Genomic DNA, 13,372 nt, shown 5'->3' with positions numbered 1-13,372 from the left:
AGTGACGAACCATGATAAAAATGATTGTTAAGAGATTAGGCCTTCTAATATTCGTCGTTTTTGGGGTGACATTGGTGACATTCTTTATGTCCCATGTCATTCCCGGCGACCCTGCAAGTATGATAGCTGGACAAAGGGCAAGTGAAGAAACTTTACAATCAATTCGTCAACAATTGGGTCTGGACAAGCCAGTCTGGATCCAATACTTTCACTACATAGGTGATTTATTAACAGGAGACTTAGGTACTTCCATTCGTACACAACGTCCAGTGTTAGATGAACTGATTACCTTTTTTCCAGCAACACTTGAATTAGCTATTGCAGCATTTGCAATTGCCATCGTATTGGGAATTCCTTTAGGTGTACTTGCAGCATTAAAGAAAAATACTTTTTGGGACAATTTAAGCCGAGTATTTTCTATTAGTGGTGTATCTATTCCTGTCTTTTTTAGCGGTCTAATTGTTATTCTCATTTTTTACGGAAATTTAGGTTGGTTTCCTTCAAATGGTAGAATTTCGCTTGATATTAATCCACCAACACACATTACTGGTTTTTATATTTTAGATAGTATTTTCACTGGAGATATGGTTGCTTTAAAAAGCAGCTTAGAGCATATTTTCCTGCCTGCTTTAGTATTATCCTATGCACAGTTGGCTGTCATTACAAGGCAGGTCCGGGCAAGTATGCTTGAAGTGATGAGCCAGGAATATATTAGAACAGCAGTTGCCAATGGTATAAAAGGGCGGTTATTAATCATCTCTTATGCATTGAAAAATGCTTTAATTCCCACTGTAACAGTAATTGGTGTAGCATTTGGCTCCCTACTTGGTGGAGCAGTAGTAACAGAGACTATTTTCGGATGGCCTGGAATGGGGAAATTTGTTGTTGATTCAATTTCCTATTTAGACTTCCCAGCGATGATGGGCTTTACAATTATTATTAGTATTGGCTATGTATTGATTAATTTAATTGTAGATATTATTTATGGATTATTAAATCCGCAAATGAAGCAATAGGGGGAAGGGTATGCAAATTAATCTACATTCAAAATCATTAAAAAATAACCCTATCTGGTATAAATTAAAACAAAATAAAATGACTTGGGTAGGGTTGGTAATTCTTGGATTGATAGTATTACTTTCATTAGCAGCCCCTCTTATTTCCCCTTTTGATCCTAATAAAATTGATTTAGTCAATAAATTTCAGCCTCCTTCATCTGAACATTGGTTCGGTACAGATGAAGTAGGAAGAGATATTTTTACGAGGATTTTATTTGGCGCTAGGCTTTCTCTTGGGGTAGGGATATTAATCATTATAATCGCTGCAGTAATCGGAATTGTAATAGGAACTATTTCAGGTTATATTGGCGGAATTGTAGATACAGTTATTATGCGATTTGTCGATATGATTTTAGCGTTCCCAAATTTGATTTTAGCAATGGCATTAGCAGCAGTTTTAGGACCGAATCTCCAAAATGCGATGATTGCGATAGCTATTGTAAAAATTCCAGTCTATATTCGACTAGCTCGTGGTGAAGCAATGGTATTGAAAGAAAAACTTTTTGTAAAATCAGCTGAGTCATTTGGATTAAACAAGGCGGTCATCATTGTTAAACATATTATTCCTAATGCTATTTCCCCCGTCATTATTCAGGCAACTTTAGATGTTGGGGATACGATTCTATTAATTGCAACTTTAGGCTTCTTAGGATTAGGTGCTCAACCTCCAACCCCTGAGTGGGGAGCAATGATTAGTGTTGGATGGACATATCTTCTAACCTATTGGTGGTACCCTGTGTTTCCAGGATTATTTTTATTTTTAGCTTCAGGTGCACTTAATTTAATTGGTGATGGAATTCGGGATGTTTTAGATCCAAAATCAGCACGTTAAGGGGGAGAAAATGATGCTGCTAGAAATAAAAAATTTGCATGTTGATTTTGAAGGATTGCGTGGCAAAACAGAGGCTTTGAAAAATATGAATCTCTCTCTTAACAACGGTGAGATATTGGGGATTGTTGGTGAATCGGGTTCAGGTAAATCAATTACCGCTTTATCGATTTTAGGGCTTTTAGAGGAAAATGCCATTATTTCAAAGGGAAAAATCATTTATAATGGCGTAAATTTACTTGAATTAAGCAAAAAGGACATACAAGCATTAAGAGGAAAAGAAATCGGTATGGTTTTTCAGGAACCAATGACCGCATTGCAGCCTACGATGAAAATTGGAAAACAGCTTTTTAATGTAATTAAGCAGCATCGCCGTTTATCAACAAAGGAAACAAAAGAAGCTGTGCTCCATGCTTTAAGGGAAGTTCATATTGATCAGCCAGAACTTGTCGCGAGGAAGTATCCATTTGAGCTGAGCGGTGGAATGAGGCAAAGGATTGTAATTGCACTTGCAATGGCGGCTCCACCTAATTTACTTATTGCTGATGAACCGACAACAGCTTTGGATGTAACCATCCAATATGAAATTATTAATCTTATTAAAGAATTAAATGACAAGAGAGGAACCTCTGTTTTACTGATAACGCATGATTTAGGAGTTGTAGCAAATGTATGTGATCGAATTCTCGTAATGTATGCAGGTGAGGTAGTGGAAAGTGGGAGTACGAAACAAGTATTAAATAATCCAATTCATCCATATACAAAATCTCTCCTAGCTGCTTTACCAGATTCAGTTGAACCACATCAACCATTGCAAGCGATAGAAGGTGAACCTCCAAATTTACTTAAACGACCAAAAGGATGTGCTTTTTCTGAGCGATGTCACTATGTTATGGATATTTGCAAAGAGGAGCATCCCGAATTAAAAGATGGTAAATCGAATCATCAAGTATCCTGTTGGTTAGAAAAGGTGATTGTATGATTGAAATTTCACAACTTGAGAAAATTTATAGTACCGGAAAAGATAGTATGATAGCTGTAAAATCAACGAATTTAACTATTAAAGAAGGCGAAATATTGGGAATTGTTGGAGAATCTGGTTCGGGAAAAAGTACGCTGGGAAAAATGATTATTGGCTTGGAAGAACCTTCTAAAGGGAGCATTACTTATAAAGGACAGCAACTTTGGAACAAGCAAAAATATAATCGTGTCCAAGCAGGAGAAATACAAACTGTTTTTCAAGATCCGCAAAGCTCACTTGATCCAAGAATGACTGTAAAAGATATTATTTTAGAGCCGTTATTAGCCCTTCCTAAATTAGAAAGAAAAACTAAAGGAAATAAGGAACGGTTACTACAACTGATAAAGCGAGTAGGTTTAAAGGAAGAGCATCTGGATCGCTATCCACATGAATTTAGTGGTGGACAAAGACAAAGAATTGCTATTGCGCGGGCATTGATTACAGATCCCTCATTTATTGTACTGGATGAGCCTACCTCTGCCTTGGACGTATCCGTACAGGCACAAGTGTTAAATTTACTGAAGGAGTTGCAAAAAGAAAGAAATTTAACCTATTTATTTATTTCCCACAACATGTCGGTAATTCGTTATATGTGTGAAAGAGTGGCTGTAATGTTTAAAGGGGAGATGGTGGAAATTGGAGATACTAAGGAACTATTTGAAAATCCACAACATCCATATACACAAAAGCTATTATCATCAGTGTTAACTATCCAAAAAGATGAAGACAAGCAATCAATCGTTTTATAGATAAACAAACCGTTTCTTATATAGTGGAAACGGTTTTAATTTTGAAAGAAATAAAATGACAATTTTTTGAGCATACTTTTTTAATGACTTTACTATTTCTAAGTTTTATTTAGCTTAGATCACTTTACAATGAGTACAAAACAAAAAAATTGATTTTGTATATTAATTATGATGTAATTTAAATACAATTAGTTTTTATATCATTTAGTATAAAAATGTGAAATAAATAGTTTTCTAATCTTTTAGCTATTTCTTGAACAAAAAGTTCAGTCCTAATTGTTTTTAAGTAATGAGAAATCTTTCAGTTCAACGTGGTTTAAATAAAATTTCCAAATTAAGGAGCTGCTTATGGATACTCAAAAAGTAATTGATATAACAATTATCGGTGGCGGACCAACAGGTTTGTTTTCTACATTTTATGCTGGTATGCGTAATATGAGTGTGAAAATTATTGACAGCCTAGGTCAATTAGGAGGGCAGGTTGCTGAGCTTTATCCGGATAAATATATATACGATATTGGAGGTTTTCCAAAGATATTAGGTAAGGATCTAATCACTAATCTCGTGGATCAAGCAATGTATGCAAAGCCGGAAATATGTTTAAATGAAACAGTTTTAGAGCTTGAGAAAACGAACGATGTTTTTAAATTAACGACAAATAAGGGTTCACATTATACAAAAACAGTTTTAATAACAAGCGGTATTGGGGCATTTCAGCCTAGAAAATTATCGCTTGAAAATGCACAGTACTACGAGAATAAAAACCTGCATTATTCTGTTAAAAATATTAACGATTTTAAAGGTTCAAAAGTATTAGTTTGTGGTGGTGGAGATTCTGCTTTGGATTGGACATTAATGTTAAATGATATCGCAGAGGAAGTAACATTATGTCATAGAAGAGCAGAATTTAAAGCACATGAAAGCAGTGTAGATAAATTATACAATTCAAAGGTACAAGTAAAAATTCCTTACGTTGTAAAAGAGCTTATCGGCAATGAAGAGCGAATTGAAAAAGTTGCGATCGTCTCTAAAGACGGAACTGAAGAAACCGTGGAAGTAGATCATGTAATTGTAAACTACGGAAACATCACTTCACTTGGACCTATTAAAAATTGGGGTCTTGAAATGGAGAAAAATTCAATTATTGTGAATTCAAAAATGGAAACAAATATTGAAGGTGTCTATGCTGCAGGTGATATTGCTACTTATGAAGGAAAGGTAAAGTTAATTGCGGTAGGATTAGGTGAAGCACCTATTGCTGTGAATTATGCTAAAAATTATACAGATCCAACATCCAGAGTTCAACCTTTGCACAGTACAAGCATTTTTAAATAAAAGTCGTTTTTTTCTGAAAGGATGCATTTTTACTCTTACTGTATTCTAGAATATTAAAAGAGGAGCAACTCATTTAATGGGGGTGTATGGCGTGGATATTTTAGAAGCTATAAAAACAAGAAGAAGTATTGGGTTGGTATCAGATGAACCTGTCTCAAAAGAATTAATTGATAAGATTTTAGAAGCGGGAACATGGGCACCAAGTCATTACAGAACAGAACCGTGGAAGTTTTTCGTATTAATAGGAGATAGCCGACTACGATTAGGGAAAACACTTGCTAAAATTGAAGAAAAGAATATGGATGATCCTTTAAGTGAATCAAACCAGAAAAAACTTACCAAAATTATTGAAAAGCCTTTTCGTGCTCCCCTTATCATAGCTGTAGCAGTTGAACCTAGTGATAATCCAAAAGCAATTATCCAGGAAGAATATGGGGCTGTTTATGCAGCAATTCAAAACATGCTGTTAGCTGCCCATGGGCTTGGGCTTGGAGGCTATTGGAGAACTGGGAAACCTACTTATGATCCATTAATGAAAGAGCTTTTTAAGATATCTGAAGATGGTGAAATATTAGGCTTTCTTTATTTTGGTCATCCTAAAAGAGCAGTTCCAGAAGGAAAAAGAAGAGATTTAAATGAAGTGACGACATGGCTATCAAGCGAAAATGATTTTGATAAGCTAGTTTAATAGTCAGTTCTGTAAAAAAATTAAGGCTTACTTCTAAAGGGTAATTTACTTAGAAGTAAGCCTTTTTGTTTATGAAATTGTTTTCAGTAGTCTAATTGATAAAAAATAAAAAGAAGAAACTCTCAACATAAGAGTTTCTCCTCCAATTTTTAGGCTTCTACAGTTAAATTCCAATAAGCAGATTGAACTTCTTTAACTTTAGCAATGTACTCCTTTTGAATATCAAATAACTCTTCAATTGGAAGATCTTTAAACCCTTCTATAAACGGATCTTCAACATCTGTTCGATATCCACTTAGTTCTTCTACAATAGCGAGTGAACAGAACGGCACATATGCAGCGCTATATCCACCTTCGTGACAAGCTACAAGCTTTCCATTACAATGTTTTTCAGCTAAATCAAGCATAAATCGCGTCATTTGTCTGTATCCTTCTGCATTTACCATCATTCGAGCAAGCGGATCAAACACACTGGCATCTTGTCCGGCTGATATGATGATTAAATCTGGTTTAAATTGGTCGGCAATTGGTTTTACAATTTCATTTAATGCGTGCATGTATCCTGCATTTCCCGTCCCTGCAGGAAGAGGAATGTTTACATTGCGACCAATACCATTTCCATTACCAGTATCTTCTCGATTTCCACGGCCAGGTGGATATAGGCGTTCTTGATGCAGAGAAATAAATAAAACGTTTGGATCGTCATAGAAAGCTGATTCTGTTCCATTTCCATGATGCACATCCCAGTCAAGAATCATTATTCTTTCTAGACCGAGTACCTTACGGGCGTATTTAGCAGCAATTGCAACATTATTGAATAAACAGAATCCCATTCCTAGCTCTGCCTCAGCGTGATGACCTGGGGGACGCGTCAAAGCATAAGCGTTATCTACTTCGCCTTTTACTACAGATTCAACTGCTGTAATTGCTCCACCAGCTGATAATAAAGCGATTTCATAAGAGCCTTTACCTACCAGTGCTAGTGCACCTGCATCTCCAAAACCAGCTTCGCTTAGTTCCTTTACCTTATTTATATACGATTCAGGATGATAAAATTTAATTTCCTCAACAGCAGCTTGTCGAGGTTTAATTTGGATTAATTTATCCATTAATCCGCTTACTTCAAGTAGATTTTTAAAGCGTCGTTTTGTTGCGGGATTTTCCGAATGAACATCAGTTTCGATATAACCACCAGGGGGCATAAATAAAGCACCATTCCCAGTATCATGCCAGAAATACTTTTCATCATAAATAAATGCCGTCTTCTTCAAATATAATCCCTCCACCTTTAATTTTTATTATTGCTATTTCCATTAAAATATTTTTATTAGAAACTTACTATTACCCAAGTGGGTGATTTTATAGAATATTCATAACATTTAAACTACAGAAATATATATAATTAGGAGATTAATAAGGAGGGAAATTATGACTAGTCATAGTTTGACAGCTAAGGAATACGAAAGAATTATCCATTTTTCGTCCGAAATTGCTTATCCAGTGGAAAATATACGCTTACACATTCAACATAAACTAGCTGACATTTTTGTGTATGATCAAACTATTTTTTGGTATGCAGACGATAATGGGAATTTAAGGGATCCTATTAATTACAAGCTTAGTGATAGAGCATTAATAGACTATCTTGTTGAATATCATCATTATGACTTATTACATCCGAATAAAAATGTTAATTTGTTTCGTGAAAAAAGAGCTATTCGATTAGTTGATCTTATGGCACCTAAACAGTATGAGAAATCTCCTTTTTACAGTGAGTTTATGAAGGAATATGGATATCATGATGAACTAGTAGTAGCATTACTTCATCAAGGAGTTTTTGTTGGAGTTATAGGAATGGCTCAAAAAAAAGATTCTTATAAATTTACAGCAAATGATTGCATAACATTACGCTTAGTATCAGATGTTATAGCATCTGTACTTCAACACCAATTTAATAATAAAAATGGTATCGGTCTTCTTTCCGAAAGAGAACAAGATGTTGCGATTTTAGTTAAAAAAGGGTGGACTAATTCAGCAATAGCTAAAGAATTGCATATCTCTATTAATACAGTAAAGAAACATTTGCAAAATATTTATGAAAAATACGATGTAAGTAATCGAACTCAGCTGGTACAAAAACTATAGTATTTGTTTTCCCTGCTCCTAAAAAAGAAAAAGAAATCATTTTATGGCTGCAAAATGTAAGAGAAGTGAGTATTTAAATGACATACTCACTTCTCTTAATTGGGAATTATAGGTGGATTAAGGATCACTAAATTTAATTAGGTATTATATTTAATTAAATTTCAGTTTGAATTTACAATGATCATCTCCGTCTGTTTTACAACAAACTCGGCGAACTTGATCCGTGTCCAGTACATTTTTAAACATTTCTGTCTCACAACGGCAAGCCATTTTAAACTCCTGTGCAACAGAATAGATAGGGCAGTTATATTCAATCAACTCAAAGGTTTGGTTATCTAATTGGGTAACATTTGCCATATAACCTTTTTCATTTTGTATGTTAACAAGTTCATCAATTTTTTCAGTTATTGATTTATTGTTCATTCGATTTTTGTATTCTTGAGTAAGTCGATTTTCTCTTCTCTCGAACAAAAGCTGGATGGATTTCTCACCATGAAGTTCTTCTATATCCCTAAGAAACTCAAGTGTTATTCCCTCGTAGTTTTTAGGGAAAATTTGATCCCCTTTATCTGTCAATGAGTAAACTTGAAGTGGTCGACCCATTGATTGTTTAGTTTCAGTAGATTTAACAAGTCCTTCATTTTCTAAAACAATTAGATGCTTTCTAACAGCCATATGAGTAATATTTAATAGCTCTGTTAGTTCATTAACTGACAATGAAACTTCTTTTTTCAGCAGCTCTAAAATACGATCTTTAGTATTGATTTTAGCTTTAATCATACAATTCACCTCAATTCTTAAGTAAATCCATACGATGATTTAAACCTGATTAAACTATAAAATGGGTTGGGAACTACCACACTACTTATTTATTATACTATAAAGTATAAAATGTAAAATAGGAACCATTGTCACAAATTTAAAAGCTAGTTTAAAAAAATAGAAAGTTAATAGAAATACATAAATTTTGCAAACACACTATCCAGTTAAAAAAGGTTTTAGCTTTTTAAAGAATATAGGAAAAGGATGTGAAAGATATAGTAAAAAATATTTATAGTCATCCTTTTAACTATAAAGTATATTTTAATTAGATAATGAGAACGGAATATTGTTCCTCATTTGAAAAAGGCAAATCTATCGAAAGGTAGAGACGCAAAGTCACAGATCTTCCGTAATTATACAAAGATGGCTGGGCTGCCAAATGAAGAATGGAGAAGCTACTCAGATAATACCTGAGTCTATCAAAATTCTTCCCTAATAAATTTTGGAGGGATTTTTTTATGTCAAAAAAGTATTTTATTAGTAATGTCAGAAATGTGTTGGCTACAAGTGTAATGGCAACGGCGTTTGCTTTTGGAAGTGGACAGGCATTGGCAAATGAAGAGCAGCCAGTTACTCAACAAGTTGAAGAGCAAGTTGTAGAAGAAAAAGAAGTTAAGGAAGTTGCACCTTCCGAGGAACAACAAACAACAGAAAATACTATCGATGATTCTAAAACTGTTGAAGGTGTAAACGAAGATTCATTAAGTAAAGTTGAATCTGAACCAAAAGTTACAAACGAGACTGAAGAAGGAACTAACGAAGAAACAGATGGTGAACCAGTAGTAGAGGAAAGCGAAGATACTGAAAAAATTGAAGAAGAACCTTCTTTAATACCAGGCGACTTTTTTTATTTTATGAAAAAATTAAAGGAAAATGTCCAATTGGCACTTACATTTGATGATGTAAAGGAATCAGAGCTACTAGCATCTTTTGCAGAAGAACGTATTGCAGAAGCAGAGGCATTACTTGCAGACGGTGAGGAAGAGTTAGCTAGTGAATTGCTAGAAAAAGCATTAGAACAGCAAGAACTAGCTTTAGAAAAATATGAAGAAGAAAAAGAAGCAGAACAAGAAGTTGAGGAAGAAGGAACTGAAAATACTGAAGAGACAGCTGCAGAAGAAGACGCTGATTCAGAAGGTTCTGAGCTAGAAACTAAATTCGCTGCAAATATCATTGCTTTACAAGCCGTTTTAGAAAAAATAGAAAACCCTAAAGCGAAAGAAGCAATTGCAAAAAATATCGAAAAAGCACAAGAAAAGCTTGAAAAGAAAATAAATAAAGAATTAACTAAGCAAGCAAAAAAAGCTGAAAAGAAAAGTGAAGAGCTTGAAGCTACTACTGATGAAAAAAGCTTAGAAGAAAATGTGGACGTTGAAAATAAAGAAGTAATTGTAGAAGAAAATGAAATTGATAATGATGCTGAAGCTGCAACTTCAAATCAAGAAACAACGAATGAATCAACTGTTAATACCGAGAAACAACAAAAAGCTGTAGAGGCTCAGAAGAAAGCAGCAGAAAAACAAGCTGAAGCTGTGAAAAAGGCTGAGGAAAACCAACTAGAGGCTGCAAGGAAGCAAGCAGAAGCTGTAAAAAAAGCGGAAGAAAAACAACTTGAAGCCGCAAAAAAAGCGGAAGAAAAACAGCTTGAAGCTGCAAAAAAAGCACAAGAAAAACAAGCAGAACAAGAAGCAAAGCAACAAGAGAAAATTAATAAAGCACAAGAAAAACAAGCTGAAGCTGCAGCAAAACAAGCAGAAAAGGAAAGTGAAAAAGCTGTAAAACAACAAGAACAGCAAAATAAAGAATCGGAGAAAAAAGCAGAAAAGGAAAGTAAAGGCAATGGAAAAGAAAAAGGAGAATAAAAAGTAGAAGTTTTTATTCTCCATCAAAAAATGTCCCGAAAGTATTCAAATCTATACTTTTGGGACATTTTTTAGTTTCGATTCGTTAATATAACCCCGCCAATTACAGCCAGTCCCCCTATTACTTGGGCAAGCTTAAGTTGTTCTCCTATGAAAACAGTGGCAAATATCGCTGAAAAAAATGGGATGAAATTTAAATAAATGCTTGCACGATTTGCACCAATTTGAATAACGCCGTAGTTCCAACTTAAAAAAGCAACGATGGATGCTAAAATGCCTACATAAAAGACTGCCCCTATTGTTTTAACAGACCAAATGATTGGACTATCTAATGTAATATGCTCATAAATTGCGAATGGCAATAGCATTAGTGCACCGATTGCAATACTTACTAAAAATGTTGAAAAACCTGGCAATCGATCAGCGTATTGTTTAACTAATAACGAATAAATACTCCAACAGAAAACAGCTACAATAACAATTAAATCCCCTTTATTAAATGTAAATTGCTGTAGACTTTCCAATGAACCTCCTGAAAGAATAAAAGTAACTCCTAAAAGTGAGATAGCAGTTCCAATCATTTGATTTCTGGATAAACGTTCTTTTAAAAAAATAAAGGAAAGAATATAAATAAAGATAGGTGTTGTTGAGTTCATTAAGGAAGCATTTATGGAAGTAGTTGAATAAACACCAATATAAACAAGTGTATTAAAAGCTGCCACTCCTGTTAATGCAAGGACAAGAACAATCTTCCAATGCCCTTTGAATTTTGGCCAATCTCGTTTAGCATGCTTAAAAGCAAGAGGAAAGAATACGAGAAATGCTAGACACCATCTTAAAAAGGCAAGGGTAAACGGAGGAATTTCACCTGTTACCGCGCGCCCAATTACAAAATTTCCTCCCCAAAGAATGGTCGCTAATATTAGTAAAATATATGGTGGGAATTTCATACAAAAACTCCTTCAATTTAATATATTTATTATAGCGATACAGTAATTGCTTGTTCAACGCCATTTTCATATTTCGGAATAGTTTAGAAAGAGTTATTTTATACCTCACCATAGAAGACGTTGGTTGTAGATACAAATAATCTGTATCAAAGCCCAAACAGGTACAAATAAATTTTGTACCGAAGCTTAGGACGCTGAGTAATTACGCTGATAAGTAATTGATATGGTACAATCTTTTTATCAAAGTCAGGGGGAAGTATAAATGAAAATTCGACCAAAGCGATTAAATATTGGGGATACAGTAGGCGTAGTGGCGTTAAGTAGCCCGCTTGCGATGGAAAAGCTGCCAGAAAAGCTGGAGTTTTTAGAATCACTCGGACTTCGTTATAAATTAGGCGAAACAGTTGGACTAACAGGCAACTATTTATCAGGAACAGATGAGGAACGGCTAAATGATTTACATAAAATGATACAAGATCCTGAAATAAAGGCGATTTTTTGTTTAAGAGGCGGCTACGGGGCTGCCCGTATTGCAGACCGTATAGATTACCAGCTGCTTACCGAAAACCCTAAAATCTTTTGGGGATTTTCAGATATAACATATTTCCACAACGCTTTTCAGGAATATTCAAATATCGTAACGTTCCATGGACCAATGCTGTCATCAGTTGGATCAAATCATTTTTCAGAGCTATCGAAAAAAATGTTCCAACAGCTTTTCATACCATTTGAAATTCAATACGATGCAAATATTTCCCCTCTTCAAACAATTGTGCCAGGGTCTGCCCGTGGGGAATTAACAGGTGGAAACTTGCATCGGCTAGTAAGTACATTAGGGACAAAATTTGAATTTGATGCAAAAGGCAAGATTCTGTTATTTGAAGATATTGGGGAGCCTCTGCAAAAAATAGACGGCATGCTTAATCAGCTCCGCCTTGCACGGAAGCTGGATGAGGCGGCTGGTTTTGTAATAGGCAATTTTTCAGAGCTTGAGGATGGAGCACAAATAGAAGATGTGTGGAACATTTTTGAAGAATATTTAAAACCGCTTAAAAAACCCGTTGTTACAGGATTTATGATAGGACATTGTGAACCAAACATAGCATTGCCATTAGGGGTAGATGCTATTTTAGATGCAGATTTAAAAATATTAAGGGTATTACCTGGGGTTGAATAATTAAAAAGAAGCCGTCTCAATTTGAGGCGGCTTCTAACATAACGTCTGTCAAAATTAAGATTACTATTAATCAAGTCTTGTGGGCTTTTACTATAGTTGGTTATTAGTTAAAGGTCACAAAGTAACAGGTTAAAGGTAATCGGTTTCACATTAAGTTTGCGTGGCAGGCAAAGGACAGATCGTTATGCCTCGGGTTGGAGTCTCACCTTCCCGAGGTTTACTAGAAGTAATTTGAATCGTCAAATTCAATTTCTACTTGATAATTTTTTGCGTTGATTAAGTTTGATAATCTATGAGCATCTTTTTCTAATTCATTTGCACGATTGCGATACTCAGCAGGATCGTACATCGCAACTTGATAGAAAATAATGTTGTCGCTAGTACTATATAGTCGTTCTCTTTCTTCTTTGCCGAGATCTTTATAAAGGCTGGCTTCAGCTCGTAATTGGGAAGCTAATTCAATTGCTTCAACTATCGGCAGTTCTTCCCCTTTAAAAGATATAGTATTGTCGATATTTGCTCGGTAAATAAGCTTATCAAGTGTCCGGGAGTCTTTGCGTACTTGAGCAAGTTCCTTCTCTACTTCATTAAGTGGTCTTCCAGATGGATTTGGTTTCTCCCCCTTTTCTACAACGGCATGAGAAACTAAATGAATTTCACTTATTAATTCTTGAATTTTTTTTGTCAAAATGCTCTTTAATTTAACCCCTTCTGCTAAAGGTATCTTTTTCACACA

General features: G+C 34.8%; 13 protein-coding genes and 1 riboswitch. Of the genes, 9 read left to right on the top strand and 4 right to left on the bottom strand.

Translation table 11 applies throughout. The features are described 5' to 3' along the window. The first annotated feature begins 11 nt into the window (after positions 1-11). The 6 genes from MKY04_RS17950 (at position 12) to MKY04_RS17925 (ending at position 5,680) form a co-directional block, all read left to right on the top strand. Positions 12-1,016, top strand: a complete 1,005-nt coding sequence (locus tag MKY04_RS17950) for an ABC transporter permease (RefSeq protein WP_126293484.1) — start codon at positions 12-14, stop codon at positions 1,014-1,016. A 10-nt stretch (positions 1,017-1,026) separates the two neighbouring features. After that, a complete protein-coding gene (locus MKY04_RS17945; protein WP_346234875.1) occupies positions 1,027-1,890 on the top strand; it encodes an ABC transporter permease in 864 nt (287 codons plus the stop codon). 13 nt (positions 1,891-1,903) lie between these two features. After that, a complete protein-coding gene (locus MKY04_RS17940; RefSeq protein WP_346234874.1) occupies positions 1,904-2,869 on the top strand; it encodes an ABC transporter ATP-binding protein in 966 nt (321 codons plus the stop codon). Next, the gene (locus MKY04_RS17935) at positions 2,866-3,657 is read left to right on the top strand and encodes an ATP-binding cassette domain-containing protein (protein ID WP_346234873.1); all 792 of its coding nucleotides are present in this window, start codon (positions 2,866-2,868) and stop codon (positions 3,655-3,657) included. Before MKY04_RS17940 ends, MKY04_RS17935 begins: the two co-directional genes overlap by 4 nt. Before the next feature lie 348 nt (positions 3,658-4,005). Then, positions 4,006-4,992: an NAD(P)/FAD-dependent oxidoreductase gene (locus MKY04_RS17930; RefSeq protein WP_346234872.1), complete on the top strand. Its 987-nt coding sequence runs from the start codon at positions 4,006-4,008 to the stop codon at positions 4,990-4,992. Between the two features lie 91 nt (positions 4,993-5,083). Then, a complete protein-coding gene (locus MKY04_RS17925; RefSeq protein WP_346234871.1) occupies positions 5,084-5,680 on the top strand; it encodes a nitroreductase in 597 nt (198 codons plus the stop codon). 149 nt (positions 5,681-5,829) lie between these two features. Here MKY04_RS17925 and MKY04_RS17920 read toward each other — a convergent pair whose 3' ends face one another. After that, positions 5,830-6,951 carry a class II histone deacetylase gene (locus tag MKY04_RS17920; protein WP_346234870.1) on the bottom strand — a complete coding sequence of 374 codons (1,122 nt, stop codon included), beginning with the start codon at positions 6,949-6,951 and terminating at the stop codon, positions 5,830-5,832. 157 nt (positions 6,952-7,108) lie between these two features. On the opposite strand from MKY04_RS17920, the gene MKY04_RS17915 reads away from it, so the two are divergent. After that, complete coding sequence (locus MKY04_RS17915; protein WP_346234869.1) at positions 7,109-7,825, top strand: LuxR C-terminal-related transcriptional regulator; 717 nt, start codon at positions 7,109-7,111, stop codon at positions 7,823-7,825. A gap of 150 nt (positions 7,826-7,975) precedes the next feature. Here the strand turns inward: MKY04_RS17915 and MKY04_RS17910 are convergent, their stop codons facing one another. After that, positions 7,976-8,605, bottom strand: a complete 630-nt coding sequence (locus tag MKY04_RS17910; protein ID WP_346234868.1) for a metalloregulator ArsR/SmtB family transcription factor — start codon at positions 8,603-8,605, stop codon at positions 7,976-7,978. A gap of 337 nt (positions 8,606-8,942) precedes the next feature. Continuing rightward, positions 8,943-9,027, top strand: a riboswitch (cyclic di-GMP riboswitch). Positions 9,028-9,105: 78 nt separating this feature from the next. Between MKY04_RS17910 and MKY04_RS17905 the strand changes: the two genes are divergently transcribed. Beyond that, positions 9,106-10,509, top strand: a complete 1,404-nt coding sequence (locus MKY04_RS17905) for a DUF5667 domain-containing protein (protein WP_346234867.1) — start codon at positions 9,106-9,108, stop codon at positions 10,507-10,509. 71 nt (positions 10,510-10,580) lie between these two features. Here the strand turns inward: MKY04_RS17905 and MKY04_RS17900 are convergent, their stop codons facing one another. Then, the gene (locus MKY04_RS17900) at positions 10,581-11,459 is read right to left on the bottom strand and encodes a DMT family transporter (RefSeq protein ID WP_126293475.1); all 879 of its coding nucleotides are present in this window, start codon (positions 11,457-11,459) and stop codon (positions 10,581-10,583) included. A 262-nt stretch (positions 11,460-11,721) separates the two neighbouring features. On the opposite strand from MKY04_RS17900, the gene MKY04_RS17895 reads away from it, so the two are divergent. After that, entirely contained in the window at positions 11,722-12,636 is a 915-nt protein-coding gene (locus tag MKY04_RS17895) for a S66 peptidase family protein (RefSeq protein ID WP_126293474.1), read from the top strand. A 220-nt stretch (positions 12,637-12,856) separates the two neighbouring features. On the opposite strand, the gene MKY04_RS17890 is transcribed toward MKY04_RS17895, so the two are convergent. Beyond that, entirely contained in the window at positions 12,857-13,369 is a 513-nt protein-coding gene (locus MKY04_RS17890) for a hypothetical protein (protein ID WP_126293473.1), read from the bottom strand. Between the last annotated feature and the right edge of the window lie 3 nt (positions 13,370-13,372).

It is taken from the genome of Lysinibacillus telephonicus (assembly GCF_039654155.1).
In the GTDB taxonomy this organism is placed as follows: domain Bacteria; phylum Bacillota; class Bacilli; order Bacillales_A; family Planococcaceae; genus Ureibacillus; species Ureibacillus telephonicus.
The sequence above is the reverse complement of the archived record's forward strand: the minus strand, read 5'-3'. Positions and strand labels throughout refer to the sequence as shown.

Bases quoted from the DNA above. Each gene is read 5' to 3' on its own strand.
- MKY04_RS17950 (WP_126293484.1), top strand. From the start codon at position 12: ATGATAAAAATGATTGTTAAGAGATTAGGCCTTCTAATATTCGTCGTT.
- MKY04_RS17945 (WP_346234875.1), top strand. From the start codon at position 1,027: ATGCAAATTAATCTACATTCAAAATCATTAAAAAATAACCCTATCTGG.
- MKY04_RS17940 (WP_346234874.1), top strand. From the start codon at position 1,904: ATGCTGCTAGAAATAAAAAATTTGCATGTTGATTTTGAAGGATTGCGT.
- MKY04_RS17935 (WP_346234873.1), top strand. From the start codon at position 2,866: ATGATTGAAATTTCACAACTTGAGAAAATTTATAGTACCGGAAAAGAT.
- MKY04_RS17930 (WP_346234872.1), top strand. From the start codon at position 4,006: ATGGATACTCAAAAAGTAATTGATATAACAATTATCGGTGGCGGACCA.
- MKY04_RS17915 (WP_346234869.1), top strand. From the start codon at position 7,109: ATGACTAGTCATAGTTTGACAGCTAAGGAATACGAAAGAATTATCCAT.
- MKY04_RS17910 (WP_346234868.1), bottom strand. From the start codon at position 8,605: ATGATTAAAGCTAAAATCAATACTAAAGATCGTATTTTAGAGCTGCTG.
- MKY04_RS17905 (WP_346234867.1), top strand. From the start codon at position 9,106: ATGTCAAAAAAGTATTTTATTAGTAATGTCAGAAATGTGTTGGCTACA.
- MKY04_RS17900 (WP_126293475.1), bottom strand. From the start codon at position 11,459: ATGAAATTCCCACCATATATTTTACTAATATTAGCGACCATTCTTTGG.
- MKY04_RS17895 (WP_126293474.1), top strand. From the start codon at position 11,722: ATGAAAATTCGACCAAAGCGATTAAATATTGGGGATACAGTAGGCGTA.